At 72.1% G+C, this 16,680-nt stretch carries 14 protein-coding genes; 9 read left to right on the top strand and 5 right to left on the bottom strand.

The annotated features are described in order from the left end of the window. Nucleotides 1-23: 23 nt before the first annotated feature. Nucleotides 24-398 carry a metalloregulator ArsR/SmtB family transcription factor gene (locus ACFY93_RS23815; RefSeq protein WP_391362462.1) on the bottom strand — a complete coding sequence of 125 codons (375 nt, stop codon included), beginning with the start codon at nt 396-398 and terminating at the stop codon, nt 24-26. A gap of 161 nt (nt 399-559) precedes the next feature. Here ACFY93_RS23815 and ACFY93_RS23820 point away from each other — a divergent pair, with 161 nt between their 5' ends. Continuing rightward, the gene (locus tag ACFY93_RS23820; RefSeq protein ID WP_391362465.1) at nt 560-1,927 is read left to right on the top strand and encodes an FAD-dependent oxidoreductase; all 1,368 of its coding nucleotides are present in this window, start codon (nt 560-562) and stop codon (nt 1,925-1,927) included. 28 nt (nt 1,928-1,955) lie between these two features. Beyond that, entirely contained in the window at nt 1,956-2,414 is a 459-nt protein-coding gene (locus ACFY93_RS23825) for an ArsI/CadI family heavy metal resistance metalloenzyme (RefSeq protein WP_391362468.1), read from the top strand. 190 nt (nt 2,415-2,604) lie between these two features. On the opposite strand, the gene ACFY93_RS23830 is transcribed toward ACFY93_RS23825, so the two are convergent. Then, the gene (locus ACFY93_RS23830) at nt 2,605-3,042 is read right to left on the bottom strand and encodes a hypothetical protein (protein WP_003974483.1); all 438 of its coding nucleotides are present in this window, start codon (nt 3,040-3,042) and stop codon (nt 2,605-2,607) included. 322 nt (nt 3,043-3,364) lie between these two features. On the opposite strand from ACFY93_RS23830, the gene hemL reads away from it, so the two are divergent. The 7 genes from hemL to ccsB all read left to right on the top strand — a co-directional run bounded on the left by hemL (nt 3,365) and on the right by ccsB (nt 11,602). Beyond that, the gene (gene hemL / locus ACFY93_RS23835; protein WP_391362471.1) at nt 3,365-4,681 is read left to right on the top strand and encodes a glutamate-1-semialdehyde 2,1-aminomutase; all 1,317 of its coding nucleotides are present in this window, start codon (nt 3,365-3,367) and stop codon (nt 4,679-4,681) included. Further along, nucleotides 4,678-5,409, top strand: coding sequence for a histidine phosphatase family protein (locus ACFY93_RS23840; RefSeq protein ID WP_391362474.1), 732 nt, complete (start codon nt 4,678-4,680; stop codon nt 5,407-5,409). Before hemL ends, ACFY93_RS23840 begins: the two co-directional genes overlap by 4 nt. A gap of 427 nt (nt 5,410-5,836) precedes the next feature. Continuing rightward, nucleotides 5,837-7,102: a hypothetical protein gene (locus ACFY93_RS23845; RefSeq protein WP_391362477.1), complete on the top strand. Its 1,266-nt coding sequence runs from the start codon at nt 5,837-5,839 to the stop codon at nt 7,100-7,102. A gap of 66 nt (nt 7,103-7,168) precedes the next feature. Next, nucleotides 7,169-7,792, top strand: a complete 624-nt coding sequence (locus ACFY93_RS23850) for a redoxin domain-containing protein (protein WP_391362480.1) — start codon at nt 7,169-7,171, stop codon at nt 7,790-7,792. A 58-nt stretch (nt 7,793-7,850) separates the two neighbouring features. Next, nucleotides 7,851-8,609: a cytochrome c biogenesis protein CcdA gene (locus tag ACFY93_RS23855; protein ID WP_391362673.1), complete on the top strand. Its 759-nt coding sequence runs from the start codon at nt 7,851-7,853 to the stop codon at nt 8,607-8,609. Nucleotides 8,610-8,612: 3 nt separating this feature from the next. Then, complete coding sequence (locus tag ACFY93_RS23860; protein ID WP_391362482.1) at nt 8,613-10,523, top strand: cytochrome c biogenesis protein ResB; 1,911 nt, start codon at nt 8,613-8,615, stop codon at nt 10,521-10,523. Then, complete coding sequence (gene ccsB / locus ACFY93_RS23865) at nt 10,520-11,602, top strand: c-type cytochrome biogenesis protein CcsB (protein ID WP_391362485.1); 1,083 nt, start codon at nt 10,520-10,522, stop codon at nt 11,600-11,602. The genes ACFY93_RS23860 and ccsB overlap by 4 nt, the downstream gene beginning before the upstream one ends. A 38-nt stretch (nt 11,603-11,640) precedes the next feature. Here the strand turns inward: ccsB and ACFY93_RS23870 are convergent, their stop codons facing one another. The 3 genes from ACFY93_RS23870 to ACFY93_RS23880 form a co-directional block, all read right to left on the bottom strand. Beyond that, nucleotides 11,641-13,188, bottom strand: a complete 1,548-nt coding sequence (locus ACFY93_RS23870) for a hypothetical protein (RefSeq protein WP_391362488.1) — start codon at nt 13,186-13,188, stop codon at nt 11,641-11,643. Continuing rightward, complete coding sequence (locus ACFY93_RS23875) at nt 13,188-15,359, bottom strand: hypothetical protein (protein ID WP_391362491.1); 2,172 nt, start codon at nt 15,357-15,359, stop codon at nt 13,188-13,190. The genes ACFY93_RS23870 and ACFY93_RS23875 overlap by 1 nt, the downstream gene beginning before the upstream one ends. Before the next feature lie 288 nt (nt 15,360-15,647). Further along, nucleotides 15,648-16,622, bottom strand: coding sequence for a zinc-binding dehydrogenase (locus tag ACFY93_RS23880; RefSeq protein WP_391362493.1), 975 nt, complete (start codon nt 16,620-16,622; stop codon nt 15,648-15,650). Between the last annotated feature and the right edge of the window lie 58 nt (nt 16,623-16,680).

The raw sequence follows: 16,680 nt of genomic DNA on the forward strand, positions 1-16,680 counted from the left end.
GTGGGGTACTCCCGGCGGCGCGGTCAGACCGCTGCCGGCGCGATGGTCAACAGCTTGCCCATCGCGGCCAGTACGGAGGGTTCGACCCGGTAGTACACCCAGGTGCCGCGGCGCTCGGAGGTCAGCAGGCCGGCCTCCTTGAGCCTCTTCAGGTGGTGGGAGACGGTCGGCTGGGAGACGCCCACGTCGGAGATGTCACACACGCACGCCTCGCCGCCCTCGTGCGAGGCCACCGCCGAGAAGAGGCGCAGCCGCACCGGGTCGCCCAGCGCCTTGAACATCCGCGCGGCCGTCTCGGCCTCGTCCGCGGTGAAAGGGCGCTCGGTGAGCGGCGGGCAGCACGGCGCCATGGCCCCGGACTCGGGCTCGACCAGCGGCAGCACCTTGGCATTCGACATGCATCTATGTTGACACATGTCGAACCAGGTGGGCAGAGGTCTCGGTCGGCCGGTGGGCGGGGGCGCGTCGATTCGATGTCTGTCTATGTTGACGCTTGTCGAATCAGGTGCCATGCTGGCGGCACACGCCATCGACGCATGTCGAAGCAAAGGGGTACACCGTGAACGCGCCCGTCATTGGCCGGCTGCCCGTCGTCGTCATCGGCGCGGGCCCCGTCGGCCTCGCCGCCGCCGCCCACCTCGTCGAACGCGGCCTCGAACCGCTGGTCCTGGAGGCCGGTCCCTCCGCGGGCAGCGCCGTGCGCGACTGGGCGCACGTACGGCTGTTCTCCTCGTGGGCCGAGGTCACCGACCCGGCCGCGGAGAAGCTCCTCGCCCCCACCGGCTGGACCCGCCCCGACGGCGCGGCGTACCCGACCGGCGGTGACTGGGCCGAGCAGTACCTGCAGCCGCTCGCCGACGTTCTCGGTGACAGGGTCCGCTACGGCGCCACCGTGACGGGCGTCGCCCGCGCCGGCCGGGACCGCGTCGTCGACGCCGACCGCGACGAGCAGCCCTTCACCGTGCACACCGAGTTGGCCGACGGCCGTGAGGAGCGGATCAGCGCGCGCGCCGTCATCGACGCCTCCGGCACCTGGTCCGCCCCCGGTCCGATGGGCGCCGACGGGCTCCCCGCCCTCGGCGAGAACGCGGCGGCGGACCGCGTCTCCTACCGCGTCCCCGACCTGCGGGACCCGGCCGTTCGCGCCCGGTACGCCGGCAAGCGCACCGCGGTCGTCGGCTCCGGGGCCTCCGCCTTCACCACGCTGGCCCACCTCGCCGACCTGGCCGGGGAGGAACCCGGCACCCACGCCGTATGGGTCCTGCGGCGCGGTATCGGCGTGAACACCTTCGGCGGCGGCGAGGCCGACCAGCTCCCCGCCCGGGGTGCCCTGGGTCTGCGTGCCAGGGCCGCCGTCGAGGACGGCCGTGCGAGCGCGGTGACCGGCTTCCGTACCCAGGCCGTGGAACGGGACGGTGACCGGCTGGTCCCGGTCGCCGAGAACGGCCGCCGCCTCGACCCGGTCGACGAGGTCATCGTGCTGACCGGCTTCCGCCCCGGCCTGTCGTTCCTCTCCGAGGTCCGCCTCGGCCTCGACGAACGCCTTCAGGCCCCGGCCGCGCTGGCCCCGCTGATCGACCCGAACGTCCACTCCTGCGGCACGGTCTACCCGCACGGCGTCAACGAGCTCGCCCACCCCGAGCAGGACCTGTACCTGGTCGGCATGAAGTCCTACGGCCGGGCGCCCACGTTCCTCGCTCTGACCGGCTACGAGCAGGTCCGCTCCGTCGCCGCGGCGCTCGCCGGCGACCGCGAGGCCGCCGAGCGTGTCGAGCTGACCCTCCCGGAGACCGGCGTGTGCGGCGGCGCCGGCCTCTACGACGAGCCCGACGCCGCACAGGCCGCCGAAGGCGGTGGCTGCTGCGGCGCCACGTCCACCCTCCGGATCGGCGTCGGCGCACCGGCCGCCACCTCCGGCGGCTGCTGAACTCCGCACCCACTCAAGGAGATACGCCATGTCCCGCGTACAGCTCGCCCTCCGCGTCCCCGACCTCGACGCCTCCGTCGCCTTCTACAGCAAGCTGTTCGGCACCGAACCCGCCAAACTCCGCGACGGCTACGCCAACTTCGCCATCGCCGAGCCCCCGCTCAAGCTCGTCCTCATCGAAGGCACCGGAGAGGAACCCACCCGCCTGGACCACCTCGGTGTCGAGGTCGAATCCACGGAGTCCGTCCACGCCGCCACCACCCGCCTGAGCGAGGCCGGCCTGACCACCACCGAGGAAGCGGGCACCACCTGCTGTTACGCCCTCCAGGACAAGGTCTGGGTCCACGGCCCCGGCCAGGAGCCCTGGGAGGTGTACGTCGTCAAGGCCGACGCCGGCACCCTCACCAAGCAGCAGGGCAGCGGGTGCTGCACCGACCCGGGAGCGGCAGAGGCGGAGGAACCTGCCGCCGTGGGCGGCTGCTGCTGATCAGGTCCAGGGCCATCCTTCACCCGGACGGGGCTGTGACCGGTACGGGGGACCGGTCACAGCCCCTCGCCGCCTCGCCGGCATTCGCGCCAGTCGTTCCGCGAGCGCGGCCACGGCAGCACGGCAGGCAGGCCGAGCACGAAAAAGGGCGAGGCCCGAAGACCCCGCCCGACCTTCACGAAACCCTGGCTCAGGGCCACACCAGGCAGTACGGCTGATGCCCCGCCTCGTGCAGGCGGTGGCTGAAGTCCTGCCACTCGTGCAGCAGCTGGTAGACGTTGAACGCGTCGCGGGGGCCGCCCCGGTCGGGGACCGTGGACCAGATGAAGGCGGCGGCGCCGACCGCTTCCTCGCCTATGCCGCGGAGGGGGTCGACGACCGTCATGGGCAGTTTGACCACCGCGTAGTCGGGGTGGAGGACGACCAGTTCGAGCGGGGGGACCTTGTGCAGGGGGACGCCCTCGATGCCGGTCAGGACCATCGCGGCCATCGTCTCCGGCTTGATCTTGGTGAACATGCCGTTCATTCCGAGCTCGTCGCCGCCCAGTTCCTCGGGGCGCATCGAGATCGGCACACGGGCCGCTGTCGCGCCGTCGGGCGCGCCGAAGTATTTGTACGTCACCCCCACCCGGCCACCATTCCCGCTCCCTGCCGCCCTCAGCCGCCCGACCTCGAGGTCGGACCGGTCGGACTCGCCCTGTGCCTGTCGTGCCTCGGCCGCTTCCTCCGCCTCGCGTCGGTGCCTCCCCCGCCGGGCACGCCGCGGACCCAGGTCATCGGTCCCCTCGCCCAGTCCGCCACCGCGATGCATATCTCCACCCGACTGCTTTTCTAAGGCGCCCGACCCCCGCCGCGCAACCCGATCATCGTGACAGTGACCTCCCCCACGGCCGCACGCCGAAACGTACGCCGAAACACCTGTCCGCAGGATCTTCGCAGCCTCTGACACCATGGCTTGTGTGAGCTTTCCGTATGAAGCACCAGTTTCGCAGACTCTTTTCGACCGTGCGGCTGTCGTCACGCCCGGCGGCGTGAACTCTCCCGTGCGCGCGTTCCGTGCCGTGGGGGGTACGCCCCGGTTCATGGTGTCCGGCAGCGGTCCCTACCTGACCGACGCCGACGGGAGGGAGTACGTCGACCTCGTCTGTTCCTGGGGACCCATGATCCTCGGGCACTCCCACCCCGAGGTGATCGCCGCCGTCCAGGAGGCCGTCTCGCGCGGTACGTCCTTCGGCACGCCGGGGGAGGGGGAGGTCGCGCTCGCCGAGGAGATCGTCGCGCGGGTCGGGCCCGTCGAGCAGGTCAGGCTCGTCTCCAGCGGCACCGAGGCGACCATGTCCGCCATCCGTCTCGCGCGCGGGTTCACCGGGCGCGCCAAGGTGATCAAGTTCGCCGGGTGCTACCACGGGCACGTGGACGCCCTGCTCGCCGCGGCCGGGAGCGGTCTCGCCACCTTCGCCCTGCCCGACACGCCGGGCGTCACCGGCGCCCAGGCCGGGGACACCATCGTCCTGCCGTACAACGACCTCGACGCCGTGCGCGCCGCGTTCCAGGCGCACCCCGGCGAGATCGCCTGCGTCATCACGGAGGCCTCGCCCGGCAACATGGGTGTCGTGCCGCCGCTGCCCGGGTTCAACCAGGGCCTGAAGGACACCTGCGCGGCGAACGGCGCCCTGTACATCTCCGACGAGGTGATGACCGGTTTCCGTACCAGCAAGGCCGGCTGGTACGGCATCGACGGCGTCGTGCCCGACCTGATCACCTTCGGCAAGGTCATGGGCGGCGGCTTCCCGGCCGCCGCGTTCGGCGGCCGCGCTGACGTCATGGCGCACCTCGCACCCGCCGGTCCCGTCTACCAGGCGGGCACGCTCTCCGGGAACCCGGTCGCCACCGCCGCCGGACTCGCCCAGCTGCGGCTGCTGGACGACGCGGCGTACGAGAAGGTCGACGCGGTGTCCGCGCGGATCCGCTCGCTCGTCACCGAGGCGCTCACCAAGGAGGGCGTGGCGCACCGGCTGCAGAACGCCTCCAACATGTTCTCCGTCTTCTTCACCGAGAACGAGGTGCGCGACTACGAGGACGCGAAGGCGCAGGAGTCCTTCCGGTTCACGGCGTTCTTCCACTCCCTGCTGGCGGCGGGCGTCTACCTGCCGCCCTCGTCGTTCGAGTCCTGGTTCGTCTCCACGGCCCACGACGAGCAGGCCATTCAGCGGATCGCCGACGCCCTCCCGGCGGCGGCACGGGCAGCGGCGGAGGCCACGGCATGACGAACGCGGGAACGCGAAGCTCCGGGGACGGCACGAAGGACGACGTCACCGTCGTCCACGTGATGCGGCACGGCGAGGTCGCCAACCCGGGCGGGGTCCTGTACGGGCGGCTGCCCGGCTACAACCTGTCCGAGCTGGGCCGGCAGATGGCCGAGCGGGTCGCCGAACACCTCTCGACGCGTGACATCACGTACGTCGTCGCCTCGCCGCTGGAGCGCGCGCAGGAGACCGCGACGCCGATCGCCAAGGCGCACGGTCTGGATCTGGCGAGCGACGCCCGGCTCCTGGAGGCGGAGAACGTCTTCGAGGGGAAGACCTTCGGTGTCGGGGACGGCGCGCTGCGCCGGCCCGAGAACTGGAAGCACCTGGTCAACCCCTTCAAGCCGTCCTGGGGCGAGCCGTACCTGGAGCAGGTCGTACGCATGATGGGCGCGCTCGACGCCGCCAGGGACGCGGCCCGGGGACACGAGGCGGTGTGCGTCTCGCACCAGCTGCCGATCTGGATCCTGCGCAGCTTCGTGGAGCGGCGCCGTCTCTGGCACGACCCGCGCAAGCGGCAGTGCACGCTGGCGTCCCTGACGACGTTCACGTACCAGGGCGACAAGATCGTGTCCGTCGGTTACAGCGAACCGGCCCTGGACCTGGTCCCGGCCCATCTCCGCGCGGGCGCCAAGCCGGCGAAGGGGAAGAACGCGGCGCAGGGGCAGGGCAAGGCGTTCGGGGCGTAGCCCTCCGGGCGAGGTCTCGGGGGCCGGGGGTGCCGGGGGTGCCCCTCGGCACCCCCGGCCCGGTGAGGGGCACGCCGGGAGCGGCCCTCCCGGCGTGCCCGTCCGGCCGTGCGCGCCGAGCGCCGCGCTTGCCCTGGACGCGTGCGCTTCGCTCCGCGCCCCGCCCCCGTTCGGTTTCCTCGCTCCGCGTCGCCCCGTTCGCGTGTGCTTCGCGTCGCGTCGCCTCGCTCGCGGGTGCCTCGCTCCGCGTCGGCACCCCGCACCCTCGCTCCCGGCATACGCAGCGTCACAAAGCATGCGCATTCGGGTGCAAGCGGAGTGATTTTCGTAAAATAAGATAAATGGCAGCGCGTCCACGCAACCACGGCCTTCGCCGTGTCCTCTCCTGAAGTGACCAGCGGAGAGGGTGCGAGGAGATGGGGACGCGATGCGGGACTTCAGCCGACGAGGAATGATCGGGCTCGGCGCGGGCGCCGCAGCCGCGCTGGGGCTCACCGCCTGCGGTACCGAGAAGCAGGACGACGCCGGCCACGCCGGCGGTTCCCGGGGCGGCGCATCCGGCGCTCCCACGCACCCCGCCCGCCCTCTGGGCGACGGCTCCACCGCCTTCACCGGAAAGCAGCCGCACCAGCCCGAGGCGCCCCGGCCGCTCGAACCCGGGGAGACCCCGCCGCAGTTCGTGGTCTTCTCCTGGGACGGCGCCGGAGAGGTCGGCACGGGACTGTTCTCCCGGTTCCTGGAACTCGCCAGGGACCACGGCGCGCACATGACGTTCTTCCTCTCCGGGCTGTATCTGCTGCCCGAGTCGAAGAAGCGCCTGTACGCGCCGCCGAACAACCCGAGGGGCGCCTCCGACATCGGTTACCTGACCGACGCGCACATAAAGGAGACGCTGAAGGGGGTCCGGCAGGCCTGGCTCGACGGGCACGAGATCGGCACCCACTTCAACGGCCACTTCTGCGCCGGTTCCGGATCGGTGGCCAACTGGACGCCCGCCCAGTGGCGCAGCGAGATCGACCAGGCGAAGTCCTTCGTCAAGGAGTGGCGTACGAACACGGGCTGGAGCGATCTGCCCGCGCTGCCCTTCGACTACGACAAGGAACTCGTCGGCGGCCGCACCCCGTGCCTGCTCGGCCAGGACAACCTCCTGCCGACCGCCAGGGAACTCGGCTGGCGCTACGACGCGTCCTCGCCCGGCGGCCGCCAGCGCTGGCCCCACAAGAAGCAGGGCATCTGGGACCTCCCCCTGCAGGGGATCCCCTTCCCCGGGCACACCTTCGAGGTGCTGTCGATGGACTACAACATCCTCGCCAACCAGTCGGTCAACTCGACGAAGGCGCCCTCCTACAACTACCCGGGCTGGCGCACCCAGGCGACCAGTTCCTACCTCGCCGGCTTCAAGCGGGCATACGAGACGAACCGGGCACCCTTCTTCGTCGGCAACCACTTCGAGGAGTGGAACGGCGGCATCTACATGGACGCCGTCGAGCGGGCCCTCAAGCACATCGCCCGCGAGAAGGAGAAGGGCGGGGACGTGCGCATGGTCTCCTTCCGGCAGTTCGTGGACTGGCTCGACGTGCAGACGCCCGAGGTGCTGGCGAGGCTGCAGTCCCTCGACGTGGGCGTGAAGCCCGCCGGCGGCTGGAAGGGATTCCTCAAGGGCGGCGGGAAGAGCGCGGGCAAGGCTGCCTGAAAAGGGTCTTTCGGCCCACAAGGGGGGTGCGGAAGATCCCCGAATCGGGCATGCGAAACTTTTCACATGAGTGCCGCCAGCCGTGCCCCCGAGAGCTCGTACCGCACCCGCAGCCGCACCGCCCTGCTGACCGGCGGGGCCGCCGTCGCGGCGCTCGTCCTGACCGCCTGCGGTTCCGGCGGCACGCAGGGCGGCTCCGGCGGCACCGGATTCGTCACCGGCAAGGACGGCATCTCCACCGTCAAGAAGGGCGACCGCGCCAGTGCGCCCGACCTGTCCGGCAAGACCGTCGACGGCAAGCAGCTCGACGTCGCCGACTACAAGGGCAAGGTCGTCGTCCTCAACGTGTGGGGCTCCTGGTGCCCGCCGTGCCGCGCCGAGGCGCCGAACTTCGCCAAGGTCGCCGAGGAGACCGCGGACCAGGGCGTCCAGTTCGTCGGCATCAACACCCGGGACTCCGAGATCGGTTCGGCCCGGGCGTTCGAGAAGGAGCACGGCATCGGCTTCCCGAGCCTGTACGACCCGACCGGCAAGCTGATGCTCCGCTTCGAGAAGGGCACGCTCAACCCGCAGACCATCCCCTCCACGCTCGTCATCGACCGGGACGGGAAGATCGCGGCCCGCACCCTGCAGGCGCTGAGCGAGGAGAAGCTGCACGAGATGCTCGACCCGATCGTCGCGGAGAAGTGACGTGAGCCACGTCTCCGTGCTCGCGGCCTCCCCCCACACGCTCGGCGCCGCGCCCCACCTGCTCGCCGCCGTGGCCGGCCGGAACGAGACGGTCTACGGCGGGGCCCTGCTGCTGGCCCTGCCCATCGCCGTACTCGGCGGCCTCGTCTCCTTCTTCTCGCCGTGCGTCCTGCCGCTGGTGCCCGGCTACCTCTCGTACGTCACCGGGGTCACCGGGACCGACCTCGCGCAGGCCCGGCGCGGGCGGATGGTCACCGGAGCGGCCCTGTTCGTCCTCGGCTTCACCGCGGTCTTCGTCTCCGGCGGGGCGCTGTTCGGGTACTTCGGCGCGACCCTGCACGAGTACCAGTCCACGCTCACCCGCATCCTCGGCGTGCTGATGATCGCGATGGGCGTGTTCTTCATGGGCCTGATGCCCTGGCTCACGCAGCGCGAGTTCCGCTTCCACAAGCGGCCGGTGACGGGTCTGGCCGGCGCCCCGCTCCTCGGCGCCCTCTTCGGCATCGGCTGGACGCCCTGCCTCGGCCCGACGCTCACGTCCGTGAACGCGCTCGCCTTCGACCAGGCGAGCGCGGGCCGGGGGGCCATACTGACCGTCGCGTACTGCGTCGGTCTGGGCGTGCCCTTCGTCCTCGCCGCGGTCGCCTTCCGCAAGGCGCTCGGCGCCTTCGGATGGGTCAAGCGGCACTACGCGTGGGTGATGCGGATCGGCGGCGGAATGATGATCGTGACCGGCCTCCTGCTGCTGACCGGCGCCTGGGACAGTCTCGTTCAGCAGATGCAGGGCTGGTCCGAGGGCTTCACGGTGGGGATCTGATCCATGAGCGAGACGCGGAGCACCGGGGTGCACAGTCAGAAGACGAAGGACACGACGGACACCGAGGGTGTGGCCGCCGTGACGGACGCCGCCGACGCCGGTGAGACGCGTGCCGAGGACGGCCGGGAACTCGGCGCGGCCGGGGCCCGGATGTCGACCGCGCCGGTGGACCGGGCCGTCCCCGGCTCCTTCGGCGGTGTGCGGGCTGCCGGAGCCGCCGGATGGGCCGCCTGGACCGGGCGGGAGATCATCGGCTGGGCGCGCTGGTTCTGGCGGCAGCTGACGTCCATGCGGGTCGCGCTGATCCTGCTTTTCCTGCTGTCGCTCGGGGCGATCCCCGGCTCGCTCATCCCGCAGTCCGGCACCGACATGGCGAAGGTCGCCGACTTCCAGCGGCGGCACACCGCGCTGGGACCGGTCTACGAGAAGCTCGGGCTGTTCCACGTCTACAGCTCCGTGTGGTTCTCCGCGATCTACATCCTGCTGTTCGTCTCGCTCATCGGCTGCATCGTGCCCCGCACCTGGCAGTTCGTGGGCCAGCTGCGCAGCAGGCCGCCGGGCGCCCCCAAGCGGCTGAACCGGCTCCCCGCGCACACCACCTGGCGCACCGGGGCCGACCCGGAGCAGGTGCGGGAGAGCGCGCTGCGCATCCTCAAGGAGCGCCGCTTCCGGGCCCATGCCGCCGGGGACGCCGTCGCCGCCGAGAAGGGCTATCTGCGGGAGACGGGCAACCTGATCTTCCACATCGCCCTGATCGTGATGCTGGTCGCCTTCGCCTGGGGCCAGCTCTTCCGGTCCGAGGGCAACAAGCTGATCCTCGAGGGCGGCGGCTTCGCCAACACGCTCACGCAGTACGACGACTTCAAGTCCGGCAACCTCTTCGACACCGAGACCGACCTGACGCCGTTCAGCTTCGACCTGAAGAACTTCACCGGGACGTACGAGCGGACCGGCCCGAACAAGGGCACCCCGCGCACGTACCGCGCGGACATCACGTACGCCGTCGGCGCCGACGGCAAGGAGAAGAAGACCTCCGTCCAGGTCAACGAGCCGCTGGAGATCGGCGACTCGAAGGTCTACCTCGTCAGCCACGGGTACGCCCCCGTCATCACCGTCCGCGACGGCAAGGGCAAGGTCGTCTTCCACGAGGCCGTGCCGCTGCTGCCCATCGACTCCAACGTGACCTCCACCGGAGCGATCAAGGTGATGGACGGCTACCGGAGCCCGAAGGGCGTGAAGGAACAGCTCGGCTTCCAGGCGTTCTTCGTGCCGAGCTTCGCGGGCTTCGGCAAGGGCCAGATGCTCTCCCAGTTCCCCGGGCTCGACTACCCGGTGCTGGCACTGTCCGCCTTCCACGGCAGCCTGGGCGTCAACTCGGGCCTCCCGCAGAGCGTGTACCAGCTCGACAAGACCAAGATGAAGAAGTTCGAGGACTCCAAGGGCGGCCTCTTCAAGAAGCGGTTGCTGCCCGGCGAGACCATGAAGCTGCCGAACGGCGCCGGCTCGGTCACCTTCGAGGAGGACATCAAGGAGTGGGCCGGCTTCCAGGTCACCCAGCAGCCGGGCAGCGGCTGGGCCCTCGCGGGGGCGCTCGCCGCCATCCTCGGCCTCGCCGGCTCCCTCTTCATCCAGCGCCGCCGCGTCTGGGTGCGGGCCACCACCGGCGCGGACGGCATCACCGTCGTCGAGATGGCCGGCCTCGGCCGCAGCGAGTCCGCGAAACTCCCCGAGGAACTCGGCGACCTCGCCGCGCTCCTGCACGACGAGGCGCCCAGCGCCCCCGAAGCCGAAACCGCGTCCGACGCCGAAACCGGCTCCGACGCCGAGCACGACTCCGCGGCAGCGCCCGCGGAGCGGTCCATCCCCGCCACACCCCACGCCGTACCTGCCGCCGAAGGGGCTGAGAAGCAGTGACGCTCGCCACCGCAACCAACGAGCATCTCGCGAACGTCAGCAACACGCTGATCTACTCCGCGATGGCCGTCTACACCCTGGCCTTCTTCGCCTACATCGCCGAATGGCTGTTCGGCAGCCGCAGCAAGGTCGGCCGCACGGCCGCCGCGCTGACCCGGGAGGCCGGCGCGGACGCGCCCGCGCCCGCGGTCACCGTGAAGTCGGCGGGCGGTACCGCCGTCCTGGAGCGGCCCAAGGTCGTCACCCGGTCCGCGGCCGGTGCCCGCGACGTCCCGGACGGCCCCGGTGCGCACGGCGGCGACGAGCAGGGCGACCTCTACGGCCGGATCGCCGTCTCCCTCACCGTGCTCTCCTTCGCCATCGAGGCGGCGGGCGTGATCGCCCGCGCGCTCTCGGTGCGGCGGGCGCCCTGGGGCAACATGTACGAGTTCAACCTCACCTTCTCCACCGTGGCCGTCGGCGTGTACGTGGTGCTGCTCGCGCTGAAGAAGAACGTCCGCTGGCTCGGCCTGCCCCTGGTCACGACCGTCCTGCTCGACCTCGGCCTCGCCGTCACCGTCCTGTACACCGCCAGCGACCAGCTGGTCCCCGCCCTCCACTCGTACTGGCTGTACATCCACGTCTCGACCGCGATCTTCTGCGGCGCCGTCTTCTACGTCGGTGCCGTGGGCACGCTGCTGTACCTGTTCAAGGACTCGTACGAGAACAAGCTCGCCAACGGCGGGAAGCCCGGCCGGTTCGCGACCTCCGTGCTGGAGCGGCTGCCCGCCTCGGCGTCGCTCGACAAGTTCTCCTACCGCGTCAACGCCGCCGTCTTCCCGCTGTGGACGTTCACGATCATCGCGGGCGCCATCTGGGCCGGTGACGCCTGGGGCCGCTACTGGGGCTGGGACCCCAAGGAGACCTGGTCCTTCATCACCTGGGTCGCCTACGCCTGCTACCTGCACGCCCGCGCGACGGCCGGCTGGAAGGGCCGCAAGGCCGCCTACATCGCGCTCGCCGCGTTCGCCTGCTGGCTGTTCAACTACTACGGCGTCAACATCTTCGTGAGCGGCAAGCACTCCTACGCCGGGGTGTAGCCCGCCGGAGGACGGACCCGCGAGGCGCGGACCCGCGGTCAGGACGACGAGGGCGGCAGGCACTCCTTGGCCGGGGGCCTGCCCTCGGGCCAGGCGATCCGTACGAAGCGCGAGGTGCCGTCGGGGGTCAGCTCGACCACCGGCACGGCCTTGTCGTACGGATTGCCGTGCACGTCCAGGCAGATCCAGCCGCCGGCCCCGTTCACCCGCTGGGAGCCCTTCACCAGCGTCCACTGGGTGCCCACGTCCGCCAGTGGCGGGACCGTGCGGCCGTCCGGGGTGGCCTCGCGGATGCCCTGCACGGCCAGCCGCATGGCGTCGTACGCGATGATCAGCTGGCCGTCGTCCAGGGCGAGCGGACCGACGGGACCGACCGGCTCGTGGCCGCTGCGGCGCAGAATGCCCTCCAGGTCCTCGGCGTCGGCCGCGCTGCCGCCGGTCTTCGCCGGGTCCTTCTTCCAGGCGTCCGGGTGCGCGAGCGAGGTGTAGCGCACCGAGAGGTTGTGCCTGAGGGCGTCCCGGTCGAGGGCCTTGTCACCCGTGAGGTACGACGCCTCGTCGCCGGTGAGCACGGTGAACTTCCGCTTCTGGCAGCCCCGGGCGCCCAGCGCGTTGATGAACTGGCGCAACTGGGTGTGGCGTCCGGCGAACAGGATCGTGTCGGTGTCGTCGGCCGTGTCGCACACGAGGTGGGTGATCTGCCGGAACTTGTTGGCGGTGGTGCCCTCCTGGCTGCGGTCGTCGGGCGGCGTGAACGGCTGCGCCTCGTACGGCGACCCCTTGAGCAGCTTGTCGAAGGACGCCTTCAGCGTGCGGGTGTACGGGTCGCCCGGGTCGTCGTAGACGAGCAGCGCGCGGCCGGCGGTGACCTTGGCGAAGGAGGTGAGGGCGCGCGCCTCGTCGGTGTTGGTGGGGGAGACGCGGGCGAGGCCGGGGTAGGGGTCCTTGCCTCCCTGGCCGTTGGCGAGGTCGTCCGCGGTGATGGAGGTGCCTATGACCGGGACGCCCCGGCCGGTGAGCGCCTCGACGGCCTTCTTGTTGTTCTCGGTGCTGGTGCCGATGCCGGTCACCGCGCGCAGCCGGTCGGCCCCCTTCGTCATCCGCTCCAGCTGGTCGACCGTGTGCTCCCAGTGGTCGCCGGCCGCGCCCGGGTTGGCGAGCACGAGGCGGATCTTCGGCGTCTGGTCGTTGGAGTCGTGGTTGGCCCGGTACTGCGCGAGGTAGGCGCCCTGGAGTTCGTGCAGGACATCGTTCATGTTGTCGGTGTCGGTCGTGGTGAAGGGCTCGAACAGGGCGACGCTGACGTAACTCCCCGCCTTCAGGGAGCGGTTCTCCCGGTCGATGGCCGCCACGGCCTGGGCGAGCCGGGGGCGGCCGAAGTCGTAGGCGGTCGCCGAGACCCCGACGCACTCGCCGCTGCCCTCGGGGCGTACGACGCCCGGGGCGCAGGAACGGTCCTCCTGCGCGAGCGTCCGGCCGCCCCAGACGGCGACGGCGGCCAGCGCCGCCACGACGAGCAGCGCGAGATACCGCCGGAAGCGGATCTCCCAGACGTCCTCGCGCAGCCACCTCCACACGCGCGCCATCAGCGGACCTCACCGTCGTCGTCAGGAACACGGAAGGGGCGGCCGGCGAGGGCGTCCGCCGGCCAGTCGCGCGAGGCCCGCCAGAGCAGGGCGTTCCCGGCGGGGCGCGCGTTGGACAGCTGCTCCAGCTCGAACCGCAGCCGCTCGGTCACCCCGGGGTCGGGCAGCACCAGCGGGTCGGTCAGTTGCCAGACGGCGTGCAGGAGGCGTCGTACGCGCAGATGCAGGACCGGGTCCACGCCGTCGGGCGGGTGGTGCGCGGCGTCGGTGCGGCCCAGCGCGACGAAGGCCCGGTCGTCGTGGCCGCCGGAGTGGCCGTCGAGGTCGCGGCCGTCCGGGTGGTGCGGGTGGTAGTAGGGCGCCGAGGCGATGAAGCAGAGCGCGGACAGCCAGCCGCGGGTGTCCAGGACGTGGAAGGTGTCGCGCAGGTACGCCACCGCGAAGTCGGGTTTGCCGAGGGCGAGTTCGTGGTGCAGCCGGTAGCGGGCGCGCTCGGGGCCGTCCGGACCGCGCGTCCTCCGTCCGTCGCCGTCGCCGTCACCGTCGTCCCCGTCCGGGCGGGGGTCCGGGCCGGGCTCGGCGTAGTGGTCGATGAGGGCGCGGTGGGTGGCCCGCCAGCGCGCGTGGTCGGGGTCGCGGTGGTGCAGCCGCAGCAGCAGCAGCGCCCGCAGGAACGGGTCGCCGACGAACTGCCCGGGGACGCCGGCGCGGCCCTCCCGGGCGAGCCGTTCCTCCAGGTCGAGTACGCCGTACGCGCCGAAGTCGTCGGGGAGCTGTGCCTGCGCGAGGGCGAGGGCCGAGTCCCGGTCGTGGGCGGCGGCGAGCACCGTCAGCTCGTCCAGGCGGCCCCCGGGCACCAGCCGGTCGAGCAGCTCCCGGTAGGCGGGGCGGCCGTCGCCGTCCTCGTGGAGGGCGAGGTCGGCGGTGAGGAGGCGGCCCAGCGAGCGGGCGCCCCGGGGCAGGTTCTGCCGGGCGGACTCGGCGAGCAGGGTGATGCCCAGCGGGTTGCCGCCGGTCAGCCGGTGGGTGGCCTGCGCGAGCAGCGGCGGCACGTCGTCCGCCGCGCGGCAGGCCGCGCCCACGATGTGCAGGGCGTCGTCCGGCGAGAGCGGGGTCAGCGACACCAGCAGCGCGTGGGAGGACGGCGAGGTGCCCGGCGTCCAGTCGGTGTGCCGCGCCACCCCGGGCAGGGGGCGGTGGGCGGCGTTGCGCAGCGCGGGGTGGGTGTGGCCGCGCAGCGAGGCGAAGAGGACCACGCGGTCGGCGATGCCGTCGGCGCGGTCCCGCAGCACGGCCTCCATGAGCCCGGGTCCCGGCGCCGTCCGCGCGTTGTCGACGATCACGACGGGCCGCCCGATGCGCTTCGAGCGCTGCAGGGGCCCGGCGCAGGCGTCCCCGACGTCGGCCAGCAGGGCCCGTACGAGATACCGCTCGGCGTGGCCGCGGGAGTCGCCGCCCGCCCGGAAGTGCCCGGAGAGCAGGATCAGTCCGAGCTTGGGGTTGCCGCCCGCGTTGGGGTAGTCGCGGTACCAGGTGGCGCCCTTGCGCAGCCGGGTGTGGGTGGGTGACACCCCCTCGGAGAACGCCTCCAGCGTCGCCTCGATGATGGGTTCGACGACCGGTCCCGTCTGGGACATCGAGGCGATCATCTTGGCGACGATCTTGCCGACCCAGCGGCCCGCGAACCCGGTGAGCCACGAGCCGCTCTCGTTGAGCAGGAGGATGCGCCGGGCCTCCTGGCGGATCCGCTCCAGGTCGCGGTCGCTCCAGCCGCCCGCCGCGACGGCCAGCAGCCCGGCGGCCAGCCGGGGGAAGCTGATTCGTCCGGCGCCCGTGACCGGCTCGGCGAGCTGCTCGGCGACGGTGGTGAGCGCCTGTGCCACCGGTGACCAGGCCTCGGCGGGCCGCTCCGGCGGAGGGGCCGCGAACTGGCCGTCCTCGCAGTCGATCAGCGCGACGGGCGTGTGCCCTCGGTAGGCGTCGCGGATCTCGCCGAGCACGGCGCTGCGGCCGATCCCGCGACCGCCGGTGAACACCACGAACGGCGCCTGTCCGGTGTGCTCCGGGCGGACCGAGAGGTGCTGGTGCGGGCGCACGCCCACCAGCCTCGGTACGAGGCCGGGCGGGTCCGTGTCGAACAGCGCCCCCCTGCCGTGCAGCCCTGCGTGCACCGCGTCTCCCCCCGGAGCGGTCCGGGCCCGTCGAGGGGCTGTGGTCCGCCCCGGCGCCGTGCCTGCTGCCCTGCCTGCCGCCGCTTCCGCTGTCGCGCCCGCGGCGGTCCTGTTCGGTGCTCTCTCTGTCATGGTGGCAGTGAGGTGTATCAACAACAGTGTAAAAAAAGGGAGTTGGTCCGAGCTAGAGCGCCTGGTGTCCGTTGCGTTACGAAAGTGACCTGCCGCGTGCCCGACGGTGACCGGAACCGGCCCCCCGGCGCGGGGGTGCGACGGGGCCGGTGCCGCTCAGCCGCCCACCCGCAGCAGCAGCTTTCCGGTGCTGGTGCGGGTGTCCATCAGACGGTGGGCCTCCGCCGCGTCCTCCAGGGCGAACTCGGCCGTCACCGGCAGGGACACGGAGCCGTCGGCCACCGTGGCGAAGGCGTGGGCGGTGAGGGCGCGCAGCTCGTCCGGTGCGGTCGCCGCCAGCGTGAGGATGGAGAACCCGGCGACCGACAGGCCGGCCGGGTAGAGCTCGGGCTGCCCCACCCGCCACGGTCCGGCGGAGCTCGCGTTGCCGAACGAGACCAGCCGCCCGAAGGGCGCGAGGGAGGCGAGGCTGTCGCGGAAGGTGTCGCCGCCGACGGGGTCCAGGGCCAGATCCACCCCGCGCCCGCCGGTCGCGTCGCGGACCTCCCCGGCGAAGGAGCCGACGAAGACCTCGTCGTACCCGTGGTCCCGCGCGTACGCGGCCTTCGCCGCGCCCGACACCACCCCGAACGCCGTCCTCGCGCCCGCCGCCCGCGCCAACTGCCCCACGACCGTGCCGACTCCGCCCGCCGCGCCCTGCACGAGCACCGTCTCGCCGGGCTGGAGCCGGCCCACGCGGTGCACCAGCGCGTACGCCGTCGGCAGCACCGTCGGCAGCGTGGCGCCGGTGCGCGCGTCGACACCGTCCGGGATCGGGAAGACGGTCGCGGCGTCGGCGACGGCCACGTCGGCGTAGGCCCCGCCCTCCGTCAGGGCGGCGACCTCCTGGCCCACGGCGAGTCCCGTGACGCCCGCGCCGACCGCGCGCACCCGTCCGGAGACCTCCAGTCCCGGCACGAACGGCAGGGCCGGTACGCGGTAACCCTCCGACCGCGCCTTCAGGTCGGCGAAGTTCACGCCCGCGTAGGCGACGTCGACGCTCACCCGGCCGGGGCCGGGCTCGGGGACCTCGGTCTCCGTGACCTCCAGCACCTCGGGACCGCCGTACTCCTGGAACCGGATCGCGCGCATGCCACACACCCCTCACCACGTGCTCGACTGTTCGACGAGAAGCGAACACTCAGGACTG

Source organism: Streptomyces sp. NPDC008313 (assembly GCF_042956125.1).
Lineage (GTDB): Bacteria > Actinomycetota > Actinomycetes > Streptomycetales > Streptomycetaceae > Streptomyces.

What these genes read in the sequence shown, in the direction of transcription:
- ACFY93_RS23825 (WP_391362468.1), top strand. Translation starts at nt 1,956, where the DNA reads ATGTCCCGCGTACAGCTCGCCCTCCGCGTCCCCGACCTCGACGCCTCC.
- hemL (WP_391362471.1), top strand. Translation starts at nt 3,365, where the DNA reads ATGGCTTGTGTGAGCTTTCCGTATGAAGCACCAGTTTCGCAGACTCTT.
- ACFY93_RS23880 (WP_391362493.1), bottom strand. Translation starts at nt 16,622, where the DNA reads ATGCGCGCGATCCGGTTCCAGGAGTACGGCGGTCCCGAGGTGCTGGAG.
- ACFY93_RS23870 (WP_391362488.1), bottom strand. Translation starts at nt 13,188, where the DNA reads ATGGCGCGCGTGTGGAGGTGGCTGCGCGAGGACGTCTGGGAGATCCGC.
- ACFY93_RS23815 (WP_391362462.1), bottom strand. Translation starts at nt 398, where the DNA reads ATGTCGAATGCCAAGGTGCTGCCGCTGGTCGAGCCCGAGTCCGGGGCC.
- ACFY93_RS23840 (WP_391362474.1), top strand. Translation starts at nt 4,678, where the DNA reads ATGACGAACGCGGGAACGCGAAGCTCCGGGGACGGCACGAAGGACGAC.
- ACFY93_RS23850 (WP_391362480.1), top strand. Translation starts at nt 7,169, where the DNA reads ATGAGTGCCGCCAGCCGTGCCCCCGAGAGCTCGTACCGCACCCGCAGC.
- ACFY93_RS23860 (WP_391362482.1), top strand. Translation starts at nt 8,613, where the DNA reads ATGAGCGAGACGCGGAGCACCGGGGTGCACAGTCAGAAGACGAAGGAC.
- ACFY93_RS23845 (WP_391362477.1), top strand. Translation starts at nt 5,837, where the DNA reads ATGCGGGACTTCAGCCGACGAGGAATGATCGGGCTCGGCGCGGGCGCC.